Origin of the sequence: Desulfosceptrum tomskiensis (assembly GCF_049818055.1) — a bacterium.
Classification (GTDB): Bacteria; Bacillota; Desulfotomaculia; order Desulfotomaculales; family JASEER01; genus JBFLVT01.
Genome location: NZ_CP187479.1, coordinates 302196 through 321110 on the forward strand (window position 1 = coordinate 302196; position 18915 = coordinate 321110).

Below are 18915 nucleotides of genomic sequence, written 5' to 3' on the forward strand. Positions count from 1 at the left end.
TTAAAAGAAAAACGGCAGTTGCTTGCCGGATTGAGGTTAAACGGAGGCATGGTTAATGGCCAAGACAGTCTGGCACACAACGGAAGTTGGGCAAGTCTTAAAGGAACTGGAGACCGACCTTGATGGAGGGTTGACTCCCGAAGAAGCCAAGAGCCGCCTGGAAAGGCATGGTCCAAATGAGTTGCGGGAGAGAAAGAAGAAGACGCCTTTCATAATGTTCCTTGACCAGTTCAAGGACTTTATGATCATTATCCTCATCGCCGCTGCCGTTATCTCGGGGGTTATCGGCGAACCCGCAGACACCATCGCCATAATTGTGATTGTGATCCTCAATGCCGTTATCGGCTTCGTTCAGGAATACAGAGCGGAAAAGGCGATGGCCGCACTGAAAAAAATGGCCGCGCCAACCGCAACGGTCATAAGGGGCGGGGTACCGATAAGCATTCCCGCGGCGCAACTAGTCCCCGGCGATCTCGTAATCTTCGAAGCAGGAAAGATCGTACCCGCGGATATGCGGCTTATAGAGGCTGCTCAACTTAGGGTGGAAGAGGCAGCCCTTACGGGAGAATCGGTACCTGTGGAAAAGCACACTGAGAGATTGCCCCACAAAACGCTTCCCGTGGGAGACAGAAAGAATATGGTCTACAAAGGTACCATCATCTCCTACGGAAGGGGTGCAGGGGTCGTGGTCGCTACCGGTCAAGAGACCGAACTCGGTAGGATTGCCACCATGCTCCAGGAGGAGGAAGAGGTAAAAACACCCCTTCAGAAAAGGCTTGCTAAGTTCGGCCAAAAACTCGCCCTTGCCGTCCTTGTCATCTGCGCCACCGTTTTCGGTCTCGGTCTTCTTAGAGGAGAGCCGCCCATCCTTATGTTTCTTACCGCAGTTTCCCTCGCCGTCGCGGCAATACCAGAAGCGCTTCCCGCCGTGGTGACGATTTCGCTCGCCCTCGGTGCCAAGAAAATGGTCAGGCAAGCCGCCCTGATAAGAAAACTGCCTGCAGTGGAAACCTTGGGCTCCGTCACCTATATCTGCTCCGATAAGACGGGGACACTCACCCAGAATAAAATGACCGTCGAAGAGGTTTTTGTAAACGGAGAATCAATCCGGAGTTTGGAGCTGAGGGCAAAGAGCTTAAAAGAGTACACTCCGCCCGCCGGCGACTCGCCACACGCAATCTTTTTCAGAGCTGCGGCTTTGAATAACGACGTCGAGCTCGACGCCGAAGGGAAGGTCATCGGCGACCCCACGGAAATCGCCCTGTACAATATCGCTAAGGACAATGGTTTTGATAAAAGTGAACTCGAAAAGGAACTGCCGCGGGTCGCCGAAATCCCTTTTGACTCCGAGAGAAAGTGTATGACTACCTTTCACCAGCTCCCCCTTTCCGAAGGCGGGGGATTCGTTTCCTTTACCAAGGGAGCGCTGGACGTCCTGATCGAGAAGTCGGACAATGTCTTGACTTCCGAAGGTTTAAGGCCTGTAGACGCGAAGAAATTCTTACGCGTAAACGATAAGATGGCGGGTAACGGATTGCGAATATTAGCAATAGCCACGAAAAGGTGGGATAAGCTCCCGGAAGTTATCTCTTCCGAAAATGCGGAAACGGGGCTTACCTTTGTGGGTCTGGTGGGTATTGTGGATCCCCCGCGACCAGAGGCAGAGGAGGCGGTCTCTTTATGCAAGACCGCAGGTATCATCCCGGTGATGATCACGGGAGACCATCCTATCACCGCAAAAGCGATCGCTAAAAGGCTCGGCATTCTGGAAGATGACGCCAAAGCGATAATTACCGGAAGGGAACTTGAAAAATTACCCTTAGAGGAGTTCGAGAAAAAGGTTGAGGATATAAGAGTCTACGCAAGGGTTGCCCCGGAGCAGAAACTGAAGATCGTGAAAGCGCTTCAGGACAAGGGCCAGTTCGTCGCCATGACCGGCGACGGGGTCAACGACGCGCCGGCACTCAAAAGAGCCGATATTGGGGTTGCTATGGGCATTGCCGGAACGGACGTAGCGAAAGAGGCGGCCCATATGATCCTCCTTGACGATAATTTCTCCACCATTATTAAGGCCGTCAAAGCGGGAAGGAGAATCTTTGACAATATCCGCAAGTTCATCAAATATACGATGACCAGCAACTCCGGGGAGATATGGACAATCGTCCTTGCGCCATTTTTCGGCCTTCCTATTCCGCTTCTGCCGATTCATATTCTTTGGATTAACCTTGTCACCGACGGTCTGCCCGGACTGGCCCTCGCCGCAGAACCGGCGGAAAAGGAAATTATGAAGCGCCCCCCCCGGCACCCCCAGGAAAGCATATTTGCTCACGGTCTCGGTGCCCACATAATCTGGGTAGGGCTCCTGATGGGTTTTGTATCTTTATTCACCCAGGCGTGGTCCATCAAAACGGGATACGCCTGCTGGCAGACTATGGTTTTCACGGTTTTGTGCCTCAGCCAGTTGGGTCACGTACTCGCCATCAGATCCGAAAAGGAATCCCTCTTTACCCAGGGGCTACTCTCAAACAAGCCCTTGTTAGGAGCAATTCTGCTCACTTTTCTCCTGCAGATGGCGACCATATACGTGCCGTTTCTGAATCCGATCTTTAAGACGACGCCCTTAACGCCGGGCGAATTGGCTGTTGCCCTTGCCTTCTCGTGCGTAGTTTTCTTTGCGGTGGAGGCGGAGAAGCTATTTAAGAGAAAAAGGCATGAGCTTCTAAGATCGGATTAAGCGCCAATCCGCCCCTGATCCCGCGCTTGAAGAAGGGCTAACCGGAAGTTTGCAGGAAAAGTTTAAAACTGCAGTGAAGATAAATTAAAAAAAGACTGGTGGGAGGTCACAAGCAAATGGGAAGCGTAAAAGACCTGGTGGTCCTGAAAGAACCCGCAGCTACCGAGACGGGAACGGGACGTTTCATCTTCTCCGACCGTTACTCCATATTCGACTGGGGAGAAATGCCCGACCATATAATGGAAAAAGGGAAGGCGATCTGCCTTGTATCTGCCTACTTCTTCGAAAGACTCGGCGAATTAGGAATAAAGACCCATTACCTGGGGGTGGTGGAGGACGGCGTAGTAAAAAGACTGAGCGATTTGCAAAAACCATCGGATACAATGGAGGTCAAACTGCTCAGGGTGATAAAACCCAAGATACATGGAAACTTCTATGATTATTCTGCATACCAAAGGGAGCGAGGCAACTTTCTTATTCCCTTGGAGATCATCTACCGGAACTCTTTGCCGGAGGGCTCCTCGGTTTTTAAAAGATTAAAAGAGGGCAGTTTGCAGTTGGCCGATCTCGGTTTGCAGCAGGCGCCCAAACCGGGACAGGTCCTGCAAAAACCGATCCTTGACGTATCGACAAAGCTCGAGGCGACCGACAGGTATATAAACTGGCAAGAAGCAAGAGCCATCTCAGGCCTGGACGAAAGCGAAATAGAGGAGATCAAGCGGGTCACACTTACAGTGAATGACCTCATCACAGAAGAAGCAAAGAGATTAGGACTCTTGAACGAAGACGGAAAAGTGGAATTAGGCTTCGACGGAAATAGAGCCCTCATCCTGGTGGACGCGCTCGGCACCCTGGACGAGTGCCGCTTCACCTTCGAGGGGCTTCCGGTGAGCAAAGAGATAGCAAGGATCTTCTACCGGCGAACGGAATGGTGCCGCGAGGTCGAAGAGGCGAAAAAGAAAGATAAAATTTTCTGGAAAGCTTTAGTTAAAACCTCTCCCGTCCAGTTACCCGACAGATTAGCAAACGCCATCGCAATGGTTTACAAGGCTTATGCCAACGAGATCACCAAAAGAAGGTGGTTTAATACCCCGTCTTTGAAAGAAGTATTGGAGGATATCAAGGAGTTGACAACTGTTCCAGGCACTAACTTATTAACTTATTATTGAAAGTGGAAGAAGCCTCCTGCCAGCATACCGGCAGGAGGTTTTGCTTGTGGGCAGGAAGCCAGAAGCTGTTTGCGTATAAGATTTCGGGATCGATACGGGCATAGTCGTGGAAGATAACGTTACGAAATTTCGCCATTTTTTGAAAGGTGTCCAGTTTCTCGCGCAGTAGATAACCGGATTCCCGTAAGAAGGCCATGATAAGCAGCCCGCCGCTCCAGCAATTCTTTCACCTTGTCAATGATGTTTTGAGTCTGTTTGGGATGGTTATGATGGGGCCCATCCTTCATTCTCCTTAAGCCTGCTACCTGAGATGTAAGATGTTTACAGTATTATAAGACTTGCAAGGCGAGAAGGGAAGAGAAAGATGGCCTTGAACATAGCGCAGCGTTTAGGATACACTAATCGTATCGATAGATAAACCGTAAAGCGAGGCGCATATAATGCCGCAAGTAACAGTATCCAGTAAGTACCAGATTGCCATTCCCGCAGCGATACGTAAGCGGCTGGGGATTAAGAAGGGGCAAAAACTGCACCTGATCGTTGAAGACGGGGGGATGAGGCTCATCCCGGACTACTCTTTGTCACAGATGAGGGGCTTTTTGGCGGGCATGGATACCACCGTGGAACGGGACGAGGAGGAACGGTTTTGATCGTCGTGGACTCCTGCGGTTGGCTGGAGTACCTGGCCGACGGGCCTCTGGCGCAGGACTACGCTCCGTTTCTGACCGATGAGGGGAGCGTGCTCACCCCGGTAATCGTGCTTTACGAGGTGATGAAAAAGGTCTGGCGGGAGCGAGGGCAAGAGAAGGCCTTGGTGGTTGCCGCGCAGATGCAGAAAACCAGGGTCGTCCCGTTCGACTCCGAGCTGGGCTTGGCCGCCGCCGGGGTTTCGCTGCAGTGGAGGCTGCCCCTGGCGGATGCGATGGTATACGCTACGGCCGTCTCCCAGGGGTGCCAGGTGGTGACCAGTGACCGCCATTTCGAGGGCCTTCCGGGTGTCGTCTTCATTTCCCCGTGAAACGCTAGCAAGGAATGAATGGTGACAGACGCCGATACCGGTCTTTAATCTTCGTGCCGGGCAGGAGGCCCGGCGGTCGTGGCAGCGAGCCCAGCGAAGATAAGGCGCAAGCTAGGCCGGAAGCCCCGTTGCGGAAAGAGGTGATGGATCACCTCGCTTGAAGCCGGTTCAGGTAATCCCCTGGAGTGCAAACATGAACGCCCTGGATGGTCTCACCTCTGTAAATGCCAAAATGATTGAGATCTCCAGTTATCAAATGCGTGGCCCGGGCTTGGACAGCAGCCGTCAGCACCGGCACGTCCTTAAGCGGCAATTTGACGGGACAAGACATACCAGGGTGGGCTTCCGGGACTATGGTCAGTTCAGCCGGGAGCTCTTTTAGCTTGGCGAGTTGTTCAGGCCGGGGAAGGTTTCGTATCGCTTCTTCTACAACATACGAAGACGCCAGGAGTCTGACGTGTCCCTGGCGCGCTTGTTTCCATAGGCCCTCTATGCCGCGGCTGCCGTAAGCTGCCGAGAACAAGACGTTTGCATCCAGAAACAGCCGGTCCAATCTTTAGCTCGGCCTTTCATGAGGAATATTTTGCGGGTCAAGGCCCATTTTTTTAACCTCTTCCACAGCCCACGCGTAATCTTCGGGAGTAACCGCATTGTTCAAGAGAAATTCTGCCTTGCGTTCCGGGGTATAAATCTCAATGGAGAGAGCTACCGCCGGACGCAGAAGTATACCTTCAGGTCTGGGCTCCGCGATTACCAGAGTGCCTTCCTCCAGACCGTATTCCTTGCGCAGGTATGCCGGTATTACCACTGTACCCCTGCGTCCGACTTTTACCGTTTCGTTATCCATAAACAGCACCTCTGAATATCAGAATACACGATAGTATGACATTTGTCAAATCGGGAAGCTTCAGGCAGCGTTCTCGACCTCTAAGGTCAGACTTACCGATTGTTACCGATGTACCGGCGTGTACGGATTTTCTCAATCATGTTGTGTCGATTTATAGCGTCCAGTTTTCCTGCCAGAAAGGAATTTCTTTTTTCGTCAAAGTATTATATCCTACAAAATAACGCTTGCCGTTTCGCTAAAAGCCGTAGAGTGAAGGGAGTATCGTTGGGCGGTGGACAGGCATATCGATGAAGAGACCTACGCAAGCCTGCTTAAAGAGCTGGAGCGGTTCAAGGAAATGGCCGAAGAACTGCACAGAAAACATGAAGAAAAACTGTGGGCGGCCCCGATTGCCGTGCCGCTGCGGCTTCCGCAGGCGCTGGCCGGCCTGACGAAGGATGAACTGACACAGATCAGGCAAAATCTGCGGATTAAGAATATCAGCACGCTGAGAAAGCCGGAACTGGTCACCAAACTCACGGAGGTTATTCCGCACAAGGCGAAGGACATATTCCGGCTTTTCGACCTTGACCGGTATGAGCTCGTCAAGCGCATTGTTGACGGCGGCGGGTTTGCTTTTGTGCCGCGCCCGAACATCCGCCGGGTTGAATACCTGCGCAGCCGCGGGATCGCGTTTTCGGGCAGTGTCGACGGCAGGAGCGTACTGGCGGTACCGGAGGAAATCGCCGAAGAGTTCAGAAGAGTCAACGATAAGGAGTGCCGCCGGCTGGTGCGCAGGAACACCGAATGGGTACGGCTGACCCACGGCATGCTCTACTATTACGGTGTCGTAGGCTCAACGGATTTGTTCCGTCTTTTGCGAAAATACTTCGGAGAAGAAGCGGATACGGCGGAGCTTTTCCGCGTGTTGTACGAGTCCCTGGACTATTACGAGGAAATTGAAATGATCGGCACCAGCTACGCACACGCGGACGTTTGGGATCCTCAAAGGGTGATCGATGAGCACCGGGCGAGGCCGGATGTCGAATACTATCCGTTTACAAAGAACCAGCTGCTCAGAGCAGGTGAATCGGGTTTTGTCGATAGGAACGCCGCCCACAAAGAATTTGTAGCCTTTTTGGCCCACAACTTCGAAATCAGCCCGGAAAAGGCCGACAGCATCGCCCAGGAGTGTGTCTACGCCGCCAATGCCGGCGAGAGGTTATCGGACATCGTCCGGAAACTGCTGGACGAGTTCGAGATGGAGTCTATGGATATGCTGCAGGCCTTGCTGGATCAGTTGACCCGTCTCATCAACAATACCAGACAGTGGTTTCTCAAAGGCTATACGCCGGCCGAACTGTACGAGAGGGAAAAGGAGTTCTTGCGGCCGCTCCCGGCCAAAGGCGCGGATGTCATCGATTTGCGCACCGGGCGCAAGATTGGACGGAACGACCCGTGTCCCTGCGGCAGCGGAAAGAAATTCAAGAAATGCTGCGGAAGATGAAATCCCAGAGGGCCGGCAAGCGGCCCACGGGTAGCTGTTGGCAATTGGCTGCCAAGGGACGGTACTTGAATACTTAAAGTGCAATGCAGCATCTCTAAAGTTATGAGGAATGAGAAAAGCAATGAGCTACGACTTCGTGGTGGTCGGGTGCGGGATAGTCGGGCTGACGACGGCGATCGCTGTTAGGAAGGCCTTCGGCGGGACGGTATGTGTGTTCGAAAAGGAGCAAGAGGTCGGGGTGCACGCCAGCGGGCGGAACAGCGGGGTGCTGCACGCCGGGATCTACTACAAGCCGGGGACGCTGAAGGCCCGGCTTTGCGTCGAAGGCAACAGGTTGATGAGGGAGTACTGTGAGTCGAAAGGCATCAAAAGTATAAAGGGAAAGGTCATTGTCGCCAAGGAAGAAAGGGATCTGCCGGCGCTTTTTGAGCTTGAGCGGCGGGCAAAGGCCGGCGGGGTTGAAGTAAAGCTTATCGATGAGAAGGAACTCAAGGAAATCGAGCCGTATGCCCGGACCTGCGATAAGGCCCTTTATTCCCCAAATACTGTGGTGATCGACCCGAAGGAAGTACTCGGCAGCCTAGCTGAAGACGCAAAGAGTCTTGGTGTCGAAATAAGACTGGGTACCCGGCTGCTGGACCTGGACAGGGGGAGGAAAGAAGCAGTAACCACGGGAGGCCGCCTGGGCTACGGGTTCCTGGTCAATGCGGCGGGGGCCTACGCCGACCGGATCGCCCACATGCGCGGCCTGGGCCTGGCTTACACAATGGTTCCGTACAAAGGCATCTACCTTAGAATTAAAGATGAGTTTGGATATCTGGTAAGGTCCAACATATACCCCGTTCCGGATATAAGGTACCCGTTCCTCGGGGTGCACTTCACCAGAACGCCCCAGGGAACGGTGAAGATCGGCCCCACCGCCATCCCCGCTTTGAGTCGCGAGAATTACGGAATGATCAGTAACATCAGGTATTCCGAGCTCGTGGAGTCAGCCTCTTGCACAGCGAAGAAACTGTTGACGGACAAGAACTACGTCTCGCTGGCGCTCAGGGAAATTGGGAAGTACCTGCCGTACCTGATGTACAGAGAGGCGAAGAAGCTGGTGCCAAGCTTGGGGTATTCATATATCGCGCGGCATCCTATGGTGGGAATCAGGTCGCAACTGTTTGACAAGTCCAGGAACGAGCTTGTAATGGACTACCTGGTCCTGCAAAACGATGATTCCCTGCACATCCTTAATGCCGTATCGCCGGCTTTCACTTCATCGCTGGCCTTTGCCGAATATGTGGTGGATAGACTGAAATGATAGTTTTAGCGATTTGAGCGGAAGTGGATTATACTAGAGGCAGCCTGCGGGCTGCTTTTTGAACGGTGTTCGAAGGAGTTTTTGTTTTGTCCCACAACGGCGCGAAGGTTGTCACGGAGTTAGCGGCTGACAGGTTAAAAGATCAAGGGGCGGCCAAAAAAGGCTCCGGCCAGGGGCTGGGGATCTTCCTGGTGGTCGTGGCCACGCTGGCCCTGGCGACCGAAGCGATCGCGGCGAAGATGGCCTACCGGCACGGGGCCACGGTGGAGACGACGCTGACGCTGCGGTACGTGGTTGCGGCGGCGGCCTTCTGGACGGGGATGCTGGTCTGGCGGCAGCCCGTCCGGATTACGCTGCGGCAGTTCCTGCTGATCGCGGCGATTACGTTGGGCGGACATGCGACGACGGTGCTGGCCCTGTTCTACTCCTTCAAGTTCATACCGGCGGGGATGGCCATCCTTTTCTTGTATGCCTACCCGACGATCGTTGCCGTCCTGGCCTACTTTGTCCTGAATGAGCCTTTCACCTGGCGGAAGGGCCTGGCGCTGGCGCTGACTTTCGGCGGCGCCGCCGTGATTCTCGGACAGCCGTTGCACGGCCTGGATATGCGCGGGGTGGTCCTGGCGCTGATTGCCGCTTTCATGAACGCCATTTTCTACGTGGCCAGCGCCAGGTTGCTAAGGGATATGTCGGTATGGGTCTTTGACACCTATCTTGTAACCTTTGCGATCGTCATTTTTGCCGCCCTCGGCGCCGCTACGGGGCGTTTGAGCCTGGACTTCGCGCCGCAGGCTTGGGTGTGGCTGGTCTTCCTGGGCCTCGTGGCGACGGCGCTGGCGCTGGCGGCCATCTTCCGGGGCATCCAGTTGATCGGGGCGTCCCGCGCCTCCATCATCAGCACCCTAGAGCCGGCGGTGACCGCCCTGCTGGGCTTCTGGCTCCTGTCGGAGACACTGACGGTGGTGCAGATGGCCGGCGGGGCACTGATCCTGCTGGGAGTGTTCCTGCAGAGCAGGGAGTAAGGGCCCCAAAGGGGCCCGCTGTTAGCAGTTAGCTGTTGGCTGTTAGTGGTTGGAACTCGAAGGCAGAAATTCCGGGTTTATGGCTGGAAGAGCGAAAGGTCTATAAAACCCCGTCGGGGAAGAGTCTGGAGGTTGTTTGATGTTTGAGAACCTTAAGGATGGCCTGATTGTTGCCGGGCTGGCAGCTCTGCCTTTCGGCGAGCTGCGGACGGCGATACCCTTCGCGCAGGGAGTCCTGGGCATGCAGCCCTGGCCGTCTTTCTTCTGGGGCGTCCTTGGCAATATTATCCCGGTTATCATTTTGCTTAAGGGCCTGGGCCCGTTATCGGAGTTCCTCGCGGTACGCTCACCGCGGTTACAAGAAATGTTGCTACGGGTCTTTGCGAGAACCCGCAGGAAGAGCGGTGTCGTCGAAAAATACGGCTGGATCGGGCTGCTCCTTTTTGTGGCCGTTCCCCTGCCCGGTACCGGGGCGTGGACAGGCTGTTTCGCGGCCTTCCTTTTCGGCATCCCGTTTGTCAAGGCGGCCTCGGCGATCATTACGGCGCTTGTTATTCTGGGTGCGGGGATCACCGCGGCGACACACAGCTCCCTTACGGCTATCGATAAGCTGATTCCGTAAGTCGGTAGTCGGTAATCAGCAGTCAGGGCTGGCGGTGGCGAATTAAAGGTTTGTGTGCTCCCCGAAAGGCGCAACCCTGATCCTCACCACGCACTACCTGGAGGAAGCGCTTCAGAATAGGTAGAACCGTAAATGTAGGAATTAATGCGAATGATGTGGAATACCGTCAGGTCAGCTCATCACCAATTTTAAACACTGAATGCCGAGCGCTTAGTGCGGCGTGTAAGCGCCATCACCGGAGGTGCTCAATGTCGTCTGGCAAAGTAATCGCCCGGGCCACGCTGCTGATCATGCTCCTCTCGCTTGTTTCCCGCTTTTTCGGCCTCGGGCGGGAGATGGCCATCGCCGGCAAGTTCGCGGCGACAGGTCTGGCCGACGCCTTCTACGTCGCCTTCACCATCCCCAACATTTTTTACGCCGTGGCCGGAATGGCGCTGGCGACGGTAATCGTCCCGATCTTTACGGAATATGTATCCAAAGGGCGCCGTGAAGACGCGTGGCGGCTGTGCAGCATGGTCACCAACGCCCTGATCCTGGTGACGATGGGGGCTACAGCGGCGGGCATTCTGGCCGCTCCGTTGATCGTCGGTTTGCTGGGCCAGGGGTTTCCGGCCGGAACGATGGACCTGGCCGTCAAACTGATGATGGTCATGTTCCCGTCGATAGTCTTCTACAGCCTGGCCGGGCTCTTCACCGGGATACTCAACGCCAACAACGTTTTTGGCATACCGGCTGTCGGCCCGGTGGCGATGAATGTCGTCATCATCTTCGGCGCCCTGGTCTTAAGCCGTGAGTACGGTGTTTTTGGACTGGCCTTCGGGGTTTTGGGCGGGGCGGCGGCTCTCGCCTTCATCCAGCTCCCCGCCCTGCGGGCGGTGGGGTTTCGCTACAGCCTGGCGGTGGATTTTCGCCATCCCGAAGTGCTGCGCGTCGTGTACCTGATGGCGCCCTTGACTCTCGGCCTGGCCGTGAACCAGATCTACATGATGATCGACTGGAACATGGCCTCGGGGCTGGCCGAGGGCAGCATCGCCGCTCTGAACTACGCCAACAAGCTGGTTCAACTGCCCCAGAGCCTGTTCGTGCTGGCGGTTTCGACGGCCATCTATCCCACGCTGAGCCGGCTGATTGCCGACGGGGTCCGCGGGGAGGCCGGGGAAACCCTGCGGCGGGCGATAAAGGTCGTCCTATTCTTAACCGTTCCCGCGGCAGTGGGCATTCTCGTTTTGAGGGACCCCATCGTCAGCCTGCTGTACCGGCGCGGGGAGTTCGACGAACGGTCCGCGGCCTTGACTTCGCTGGCGCTGCTGTTCTTTTCGGTCGGAGTGGTCGGACAGTGCCTGGTGATGCTGGTCCAGCGCGGCTTCTTCGCTATGCAGGACACGCGGACACCGGTGATGGTGACACTGAGCACGGTGTTCGTCAAGCTCGGGCTGAGCTTGATATTCATCAAGTTCCTGGCGCACGGGGGCCTTGCCCTGGCTACGTCGTTAACGGCCCTGTTGAATGCCGTAATCCTGATCGCGTTGTTGCAGCGGCGTCTGCCACAGCTGATAGCACCGGACCTGGTCAAGTTCACGGCCGGGGTGTCGGCGGCGGCGGTCGTCATGGGACTGGCTGTTTTTACGCTGGACGGCTTTCTGGCGGCCGCTTTGGGAGCGCACGGAGTTTCGCTGCTTGCGCGTGTATTCTTCGACATTGTTTGCGGCGCTTTCGTATTTTTTGTAGCAGGATTTCTGCTGCGGCTTGACGAACTAATGCACATCGCCGATTTTGTCCTGCGTTCCTTGACCGGGAAGGTGACCGGGAGGGTTTATCGTGGCAGGATTTAGGACATATGCCAATTGAAACAGGGATCAAGAGCTGGTTGTAGCGGCTGTTAGTGCTTGAAAAGGCGTCTGCTGGTTTGTTAGAATAAGATAAAATATTCGGACAAGGATTCTGGACAGCGTAAAGGGAGCAAGGGCCCCCTTGTTGCGCTGTTTGCTAACTGGTTAAAACAAGTTTCGGGTTCAGTTTTCTATGGGAATGTAGTCTTAGTGCAAAATCCGCGTTCCGGAGGTGGTAGGAAAAGCTTTTCTGACCTCGCAGTTTTCCTTTCAAAGTCTTTGATGAAAGAAGGGGCGGGAATGGAGAATTTTGAACCCAAAATTGTTGGCTTCTTGTGTAACTGGTGTAGTTACGGCGGCGCCGACCTCGCCGGCGTATCCAGACTCCAGTACCCTCCTAATGTGCGGATCATTAGGGTCATGTGCTCCGGTCGTGTTGACCCGCAATTCATCTTCAAGGCCCTGCAGGAGGGCGCTGACGGCGTCCTCGTAGCTGGTTGACACCCGGGCGACTGCCACTATGTTAGTGGCAATTACCGTACCATGCGCCGCTTCACCCTGATGAAGAAGGTGCTCGAGCAGCTCGGCGTAGAAAAAGAAAGAGTTCGGCTGGAATGGATCTCCGCGGCGGAAGGCACCGTCTTTGCCGCTGTTATCAAGGACTTCGTAGAAAAGCTTCGGCAGCTTGGTCCCTTTGCCCAGAAAGATACCAGGTGTGCTGCCGGGGGGGAGGGTTAGAACATGGGTAAGTTGAAGCTAGCCTCCTACTGGGCTGCCGCTTGCGGCGGCTGTGACGTAGCCATCCTGGATATCCACGAGAAGATCCTTGATGTGGCGGCTGCCGCCGACATCGTGTTCTGGCCCATCGCCGTTGACTTTAAGTATAAAGACGTCGAGGGTTACGAGGACGGTTACATTGATGTCTGCCTGTTCCACGGCGCGATCCGCAACTCCGAAAACGAGCACATCGCCAAGCTTCTCCGCCAGAAGTCCAAGGTTCTGGTGGCGTTTGGTTCCTGCGCAATCATGGGCGGTATCCCCGGCCTCGCCAATTTCAAGTGCCGTGACGACATCCTGAAGCGTGCATACTTTGAAAGCCAGTCCACCCAGAACCCCGACAAGGTTCTGCCGCAAACCCATTACAAGGTGCCGGAAGGCGAGCTGGAACTGCCGGCGTTTTATAAGGACGTTAAAACCCTGGCTGACGTAGTGGACGTTGACTACTTCATGCCGGGTTGCCCGCCGACCCCGGCCCAGATCTGGGCTGTCATCGGCGCTATCGTTTCCGGCAACCTCCCGCCGAAGGGCTCGGTTGTCGGCGCTTCCCATAAGACCCTTTGCGATGAGTGTCCCCGCGAGCGTACCGACAAGAAGATCAAGAAGTTCTACAGGCCTCACGAGATCATCACCGATTCCAGCCGTTGCCTCCTCGAGCAGGGTCTCGTCTGCATGGGGCCGGTTACCCGGGCAGGTTGTGGCGGTCAGTGCACCAGCACTGGTTTCCCCTGCCGTGGCTGCTATGGTCCGGTGGACGGCGTAGTCGACCAGGGTGCGAAGTTCATCAGTGCTTTGGCCTCCGTCGTCGATTCCGAGAACCCGGAAGAGATTGACAAGATCATCAGTGAGATCGTGGACCCGGCCGGTACATTCTACCGCTTCGGTCTGCCCGGCTCGCTGCTAAGGAGGGCGAAGTAGCGAATGAAGAAGATCAGCATTGACCCGATTACCAGGCTGGAAGGCCACGGCAAGATTGAGATCTTTCTTAACGATGCCGGCGGCGTGGAGAACTGCTACTTCCAGATTCCCGAACTGCGCGGCTTCGAGAAGTTCTGCGAAGGGCGCGCAGCGGAAGACGTCCCGCAGATCGTCAGCCGCATCTGCGGCGTCTGACCGGCCGCGCACCATATGGCCTCGGGTAAGGCCATGGACGCGGTCTGGGGAGTCGAACCGACCCCGACTGCTTTGAAACTGCGGCGGCTGTATTACAGCGCGCACATGGTTCACAGCCACATCGCCCACTTCTATGCCCTGGCGGCTCCGGACTTCGTGATGGGCCCCGATGCCGACCCGGCCGTCCGCAACATCCTTGGCGTGGTCGGCAAGGTCGGCGTGGAAATCGGCGGCGAGGTCATCAAGCACCGTGCCTACGCTCAGCAGGTACAGGCGACCCTGGGCGGCAAGGCGACCCACCCGGCCTTCATGATTCCGGGCGGCGTCATGAAGCCCCTTAAGGAAGAAGAGCGTAAGCAGTTCGAGGAGATGGGCAAGTCCCAGGTTGAATTTGCCAAGTTCTCCCTGAAGCTCTTCGAAGACGTGGTTCTGAAGAACAAGGGCTACGTCGACCTGATCCTCAGCGACGGTTATAAGCTTGTTACCAACTACATGGGCCTCGTGGACGAGAACAACAAGCTCGAGTTTTACGATGGCAAGGTCCGTGTTGTTGATACCGAGGGCAAGGAACTCTTCAAGTACGGCCCGCGCGAGTACGTCGACTACGTGGCCGAGCACGTGGAGCCGTACAGTTACCTGAAGTACCCGTACCTCAAGAAGTTCGGCTGGACAGGCTTCGTTGAAGGTCCGGGAACGGCGATCTACCAGGCCGCCCCGCTCGGCCGCATGAACGCCGCCGACGGTATGAAGACCCCGCTGGCCGAAGAGGCCCGCCAAAAGTTCTTCGACACCCTTGGCGGCAGGCCGGTACACGCCGTCCTGGCGACGCACTGGGCGCGTCTGGTCGAACTGATGCAGGCGGCTGAAGAGTGGCTGCTGTACGTCTCCGATCCCGATATCTGCAGCCCGGACATCCGGAATATTCCCACGAGTGTTCCGAAGGAAGGCGTTGGTATCCTGGAGGCCCCGCGCGGCACCCTGACGCACCACTACATCACTGACGAAAACGGCATCGTGGTGAAGGCCAACCTGATCGTGGGCACGACCAACAACAACGCCCCTATCAGCATGGCCATCAAGAAGGCCGCGATGAACGTGATCAAGCCGGGTATGGAGATCAACAACGGCCTGCTGAACATGATCGAAATGGCCTTCCGGGCCTACGACCCGTGCTTCAGTTGCGCGACGCACGCCATCCTGGGTGAGCTGCCGCTTGTGGTCAATATTTACGACAGCAAGGGCGAACTCTATAAGACCCTCTCCAGGTAGCGGCACAGGACAATTCGATTCTTTGCAAGCCCTTCCGGGTTTCGGGAAGGGCTTGTTTTTATTTAGGGGATTTCTTCTACAAGTGTCGCAAGTTCTTTTTGCTGGGGCACAGCCTAGAATTCTGTTGTGCAAGAGTCTTTCACTGGGTCGACATCGGTCTCAGGTTTCAAAGGCTATAAGACGATAACCAGCAGTAGAACCTCTTGATTTAAGTGTTATAGGTTTGCATGTACCCTAAACAGTCTCCCGACTACGAATCTATTTATGAGGTGGGCTACTGTGCAGAGTGCCCAACTGCAAGACCTTCTCAGTCAAGCCAAAAGTGGGGATGAATCAGCCAGGGAACAGCTTATACGTCGTCATCGCTCTTACATTGCTGAGGTGGTGGCAGATTGCTGCGGTCGGAGGCTGGAGCCGGAGAACGACGACGAGCTAAGCATTGGCCTCATATCCTTTAACGAAGCCATCGACTCATATAACCCTTCCTCGGGAAAGGATTTCCGCAATTACGCCCGCATCGTTATAAGAAACCGCCTGATTGACTATTTCAGAAAGGAAGCCCGCCATCGTCATCTCAGCCTGGAGGGGCCTTGCTCGGCTGGTTTAGAAGTTGAGAATGTCTGTATTGAAACCGCCTGGCAGCAGTACAAAGAAGAGGAACTAGTAAGAGAGCGGGAGGCCGAAATATCTCGCTTTAAACAAGCGTTGCAAGATTTTGGTCTGTCGCTGGAAGAACTGGGGCGGTGTTCTCCCAAACATTGCGACACCAGAGAGACTCTTACTAATGTAGCGCGGCTTCTGGCTCGCCGGCAGGATTTGTCTGCGTATGTCTATCGATTCAGACAGCTTCCCTTCAAGGATTTGTCGGAAGCTTTGGGGGTAAGCAGAAAAGTTTTAAGGCGGGGCCGCCCTTATATTATGGCGTTGTTTATCGTCATGTCCCGGGCAGACTTCCAGCATATACGTTCTCTTTTTGCCTTGCCGTTCGAAGCGTCGACTTTAGGCACTAGGCCCAATTCCGGAAAGGGTGACCGGTAGTGACGAAAGTAAGGGGCATAGTCTTAAGAGTGCGGGGGCGTTGGATGTGGGTGGCAACCGCGAACCGTGAATTTCTGCGTTTGCCCGTCCCCGCCGAAGGAGCCAGGCCCGGCGAAGAAATATGGGCGCCTTCGGGCGGCGATGCGTCCACCAGCCCTGCCTATCGCGGGATGCTGGTCGCCGGCATTTTAGTGCTGTTGGTGATAGGGGCTATCTGGGCCAACATCATCCAGGGACAGGACCCTGCCGTATACCTGGCGTTTGATGTTAATCCCAGTTTGGAGCTGTCAATCGACACCTCAGGCCGGGTGATAGATATCGCACCTTTCAACCAGGATGCCGCTACGATTCTCAAGGACCTTTCCTTTAAAGGCGAGGATGTCTATGAAACGATCGAGGCAATTACGCTGAGGTGTCAGGAAGCGGGCTACATTTCCCCCGGCAGGAAAAACACCGTACTTCTTACGGTTACGCCCGTAGAAGGCAAGTCTTACGTGTTGGATGCGCATCGCATATCGAAACTGATCATAGAACGAATGAAAGAGACGGGGGTTGAAGGCACGGTAGGCATTCAAACAGCAACATCAACTGAAAGAGAGGAATCCCGCCGGCAAGGCATCTCTTTGAACAGCTATTTGCTTATAAAAAAAGCATCTGCGAGGGGTTGTCTACTACCCCTTGCCAAAGACCGGACTGGAGTTGCCGAGATCTTGCAAACCTTGACTGAACAAGGGTTGAGTTTGGAGCAACTGATCACTGTTGCGCGAGTAGGTGTTTCGTCCAAAGAACCCGGCCTTGAGACTAAATCCGTAACCGGTTCGGGACCATCAGGTAATCTTAAAGCATCAAATCATCATCACGCTGCTGCCAAGCGTGCCGGTCCTCTAAAAGAACCGTACAAAAAGGATGAAGGAGAAGCAGAAGCCTCCGACGAGGATTTGACAGAGGCCGAGGAAAAAGCCGAGGACACGCCGGCAGAGGAAGAGGAAGTCGAAGAGGCAATCGAAGAGGAAGCCCATAACGAAGCGGACAGGGAAGAAACAGTGGAAGAAATCAGAGAAGAAATAAATGAACACGAAAGCAGCAAAGATGAGAAATACCGGGAAGATGAAAATCAAGATCAAGATGAGAGGGATTAGGCAAAGAGATTAATTTTCATATTAGTCTCCATTAGGCTCCGGGTTCGGCAAAAGATTTACTTTATGGATGTTCCCTAAAATCCAGTTCAGCCTCGAATAAATATATAGACAGCGGGAAATTGAAATAAGTTGATAGCTTACCGCTAAGGGCAAAATCACCGAAAGGTGATGACGCAAAGCCATGGGTCTAAGGTGAAACCACTATGATTGCCAGGCTGCCGGCTTTACGGGGCAGTCGTGGACTGCCCCTAAGAGTTTAATGGGAGAGGGGGAATAAGTCGGATAGAACCACACTTGGGCGGACAGTGCTGAGCTTGGTGCTGATAACGAAAGGAGAGGGATCGGCGTGCTAAGGAAGCGTTTGTTAAGGCTTTTGGCCATCACAGTTATAACAGCTTTCCTGGTTGCTGTTTATCTGCCAGGCGGATGTCCGACAGGCAGTGTTTTCTCTGCTGTATCCGAGGCAGGTCAAGACGAGGTTTATTATGTGGGAAGGGATACCGATGATGCTGACGAAGATCGAGAGAGGGACGACGACGAGGGCGTAGATAAAGAAGAGGACGCTGATAACGAAGAAGATGCTGGTGATCGAGAGGATGCAGATGAGGAAGAGGACCTCGACCTGGATCTGGACGAGGAAGACGAAGAGATAGATGATGAGGAGCTGTCCGAAATACAGGAAGAATTAGCCGAGGCTCTTGATAGAATTGCCAAAGACCCCGCCGATATCAGCGCTTATGAAGATCTGGCCAAGGCATACGCCTCTTTGGGACAGTGGGACCTGGTCGTAGAGACAGCCAATCAAATGCTGGCCCTTGAAGCCGGGAATGACGATGCAATAATCCTTCTGGCCGCCGGCTTGTACCAGCAAGGCAATCAAGAAGAGGGAATGCAAGTCCTGCTGGCATTGGCTGAACAGGAAAGCAACAACGGGGATCTATATGAAGTGATGGGGGAACTGGAGAAACTGCGGGGCAAACTGCACGAAGCGCTGGAAGCCTTCGAGAAAGCAGCCGCTGTGGATCCCGAGGACGATGACATCTATGAACAGCTTGGAGAAGTATATGAAGAGTTAGGGATGGAAGGGGTCAAGGTATTCGTTGATGGCAAGCGACTCGAACTGGACGTGGAGCCGAAAATCGTTGAAGGCTATACTCTCGTTCCGTTCCGAACCCTGGCGGAAAGCCTGGATGCGGAAGTATCCTGGGATCCAATCAATAGAGAAGTTGTTGTGAAGCGTAATGATATCCTCATCCGCCTCGTCGTTGACAGTACCGACGCCGAGGTCAACGGCCGTGCCGTTGTGCTGGAAGTAGCGGCCTCCGTTATCAAGGGCCGTGTAATGGTTCCCCTGAGATTCATCAGTGAAGGGCTTGATTCAGAGGTGACCTATCAGCCTGTTGGCCAGTTGGTTGTCGTAAACTAGTAAGTTCGTATGAGTATTGGTAAACGGATTTCCCCCTAAATGCGCCCCTAACTGTTACAGGCAGTTGGGGCCTTCTTCTTTCCTTGAGGGGGGTTTTTGCAGCTCGTTCCTTGTAAACGA

17 protein-coding genes and 1 riboswitch are annotated in these 18915 nt (G+C 54.6%); of the genes, 15 read left to right on the forward strand and 2 right to left on the reverse strand.

What is annotated here, in order from left to right:
- The first annotated feature begins 55 nt into the window (after positions 1 to 55).
- On the forward strand, positions 56 to 2734 hold the full coding sequence (locus ACPV0M_RS01590; RefSeq protein WP_425621250.1) for a cation-translocating P-type ATPase: 2679 nt from the start codon (positions 56 to 58) through the stop codon (positions 2732 to 2734).
- Between the two features lie 116 nt (positions 2735 to 2850).
- Positions 2851 to 3903 carry a phosphoribosylaminoimidazolesuccinocarboxamide synthase gene (purC, locus tag ACPV0M_RS01595; protein ID WP_425621251.1) on the forward strand — a complete coding sequence of 351 codons (1053 nt, stop codon included), beginning with the start codon at positions 2851 to 2853 and terminating at the stop codon, positions 3901 to 3903.
- Here purC and ACPV0M_RS01600 read toward each other — a convergent pair.
- Positions 3881 to 4099 carry a HepT-like ribonuclease domain-containing protein gene (locus ACPV0M_RS01600; RefSeq protein ID WP_425621252.1) on the reverse strand — a complete coding sequence of 73 codons (219 nt, stop codon included), beginning with the start codon at positions 4097 to 4099 and terminating at the stop codon, positions 3881 to 3883. The two genes, purC and ACPV0M_RS01600, sit on opposite strands and share 23 nt — an antisense overlap.
- A gap of 244 nt (positions 4100 to 4343) precedes the next feature.
- On the opposite strand from ACPV0M_RS01600, the gene ACPV0M_RS01605 reads away from it, so the two are divergent.
- A complete protein-coding gene (locus ACPV0M_RS01605; protein WP_425621253.1) occupies positions 4344 to 4553 on the forward strand; it encodes an AbrB/MazE/SpoVT family DNA-binding domain-containing protein in 210 nt (69 codons plus the stop codon).
- A gap of 5 nt (positions 4554 to 4558) precedes the next feature.
- On the forward strand, positions 4559 to 4921 hold the full coding sequence (locus ACPV0M_RS01610) for a type II toxin-antitoxin system VapC family toxin (RefSeq protein ID WP_425622232.1): 363 nt from the start codon (positions 4559 to 4561) through the stop codon (positions 4919 to 4921).
- Positions 4922 to 5477: 556 nt separating this feature from the next.
- On the opposite strand, the gene ACPV0M_RS01615 is transcribed toward ACPV0M_RS01610, so the two are convergent.
- On the reverse strand, positions 5478 to 5768 hold the full coding sequence (locus tag ACPV0M_RS01615) for an AbrB/MazE/SpoVT family DNA-binding domain-containing protein (protein ID WP_425621254.1): 291 nt from the start codon (positions 5766 to 5768) through the stop codon (positions 5478 to 5480).
- Between the two features lie 271 nt (positions 5769 to 6039).
- Between ACPV0M_RS01615 and ACPV0M_RS01620 the strand changes: the two genes are divergently transcribed.
- From ACPV0M_RS01620 to ACPV0M_RS01670, 11 genes are all read left to right on the forward strand, one after another.
- Positions 6040 to 7254 carry an SEC-C metal-binding domain-containing protein gene (locus ACPV0M_RS01620; protein WP_425621255.1) on the forward strand — a complete coding sequence of 405 codons (1215 nt, stop codon included), beginning with the start codon at positions 6040 to 6042 and terminating at the stop codon, positions 7252 to 7254.
- Positions 7255 to 7375: 121 nt separating this feature from the next.
- Positions 7376 to 8560 (forward strand): L-2-hydroxyglutarate oxidase, encoded by a 1185-nt coding sequence (lhgO, locus tag ACPV0M_RS01625; RefSeq protein ID WP_425621256.1) that lies wholly within the window; start codon positions 7376 to 7378, stop codon positions 8558 to 8560.
- A gap of 86 nt (positions 8561 to 8646) precedes the next feature.
- The gene (locus ACPV0M_RS01630) at positions 8647 to 9582 is read left to right on the forward strand and encodes a DMT family transporter (protein ID WP_425621257.1); all 936 of its coding nucleotides are present in this window, start codon (positions 8647 to 8649) and stop codon (positions 9580 to 9582) included.
- A gap of 139 nt (positions 9583 to 9721) precedes the next feature.
- Positions 9722 to 10204, forward strand: coding sequence for a COG2426 family protein (locus tag ACPV0M_RS01635; protein WP_425621258.1), 483 nt, complete (start codon positions 9722 to 9724; stop codon positions 10202 to 10204).
- 248 nt (positions 10205 to 10452) lie between these two features.
- Positions 10453 to 12036: a murein biosynthesis integral membrane protein MurJ gene (gene murJ, locus ACPV0M_RS01640; RefSeq protein WP_425621259.1), complete on the forward strand. Its 1584-nt coding sequence runs from the start codon at positions 10453 to 10455 to the stop codon at positions 12034 to 12036.
- Positions 12037 to 12333: 297 nt separating this feature from the next.
- Positions 12334 to 12771, forward strand: coding sequence for a hydrogenase iron-sulfur subunit (locus ACPV0M_RS01645; RefSeq protein WP_425621260.1), 438 nt, complete (start codon positions 12334 to 12336; stop codon positions 12769 to 12771).
- A 3-nt stretch (positions 12772 to 12774) separates the two neighbouring features.
- Positions 12775 to 13728 (forward strand): oxidoreductase, encoded by a 954-nt coding sequence (locus tag ACPV0M_RS01650; protein ID WP_425621261.1) that lies wholly within the window; start codon positions 12775 to 12777, stop codon positions 13726 to 13728.
- Between the two features lie 3 nt (positions 13729 to 13731).
- On the forward strand, positions 13732 to 15192 hold the full coding sequence (locus tag ACPV0M_RS01655) for a Ni/Fe hydrogenase subunit alpha (RefSeq protein WP_425621262.1): 1461 nt from the start codon (positions 13732 to 13734) through the stop codon (positions 15190 to 15192).
- Between the two features lie 279 nt (positions 15193 to 15471).
- On the forward strand, positions 15472 to 16230 hold the full coding sequence (sigI, locus tag ACPV0M_RS01660; protein WP_425621263.1) for an RNA polymerase sigma-I factor: 759 nt from the start codon (positions 15472 to 15474) through the stop codon (positions 16228 to 16230).
- A 44-nt stretch (positions 16231 to 16274) separates the two neighbouring features.
- Entirely contained in the window at positions 16275 to 17369 is a 1095-nt protein-coding gene (locus ACPV0M_RS01665) for an anti-sigma-I factor RsgI family protein (protein ID WP_425621264.1), read from the forward strand.
- 138 nt (positions 17370 to 17507) lie between these two features.
- Positions 17508 to 17592, forward strand: a riboswitch (cyclic di-GMP riboswitch).
- 123 nt (positions 17593 to 17715) lie between these two features.
- Complete coding sequence (locus ACPV0M_RS01670) at positions 17716 to 18795, forward strand: stalk domain-containing protein (protein ID WP_425621265.1); 1080 nt, start codon at positions 17716 to 17718, stop codon at positions 18793 to 18795.
- Positions 18796 to 18915: the final 120 nt, after the last annotated feature.

Coding starts and splice junctions, on each gene's coding strand:
- ACPV0M_RS01665 (WP_425621264.1), top strand. CDS start 16,275: ATGTGGGTGGCAACCGCGAACCGTGAATTTCTGCGTTTGCCCGTCCCC.
- lhgO (WP_425621256.1), top strand. CDS start 7,376: ATGAGCTACGACTTCGTGGTGGTCGGGTGCGGGATAGTCGGGCTGACG.
- ACPV0M_RS01650 (WP_425621261.1), top strand. CDS start 12,775: ATGGGTAAGTTGAAGCTAGCCTCCTACTGGGCTGCCGCTTGCGGCGGC.
- murJ (WP_425621259.1), top strand. CDS start 10,453: ATGTCGTCTGGCAAAGTAATCGCCCGGGCCACGCTGCTGATCATGCTC.
- ACPV0M_RS01605 (WP_425621253.1), top strand. CDS start 4,344: ATGCCGCAAGTAACAGTATCCAGTAAGTACCAGATTGCCATTCCCGCA.
- ACPV0M_RS01635 (WP_425621258.1), top strand. CDS start 9,722: ATGTTTGAGAACCTTAAGGATGGCCTGATTGTTGCCGGGCTGGCAGCT.
- purC (WP_425621251.1), top strand. CDS start 2,851: ATGGGAAGCGTAAAAGACCTGGTGGTCCTGAAAGAACCCGCAGCTACC.
- ACPV0M_RS01600 (WP_425621252.1), bottom strand. CDS start 4,099: ATGGCCTTCTTACGGGAATCCGGTTATCTACTGCGCGAGAAACTGGAC.
- ACPV0M_RS01615 (WP_425621254.1), bottom strand. CDS start 5,768: ATGGATAACGAAACGGTAAAAGTCGGACGCAGGGGTACAGTGGTAATA.
- ACPV0M_RS01590 (WP_425621250.1), top strand. CDS start 56: ATGGCCAAGACAGTCTGGCACACAACGGAAGTTGGGCAAGTCTTAAAG.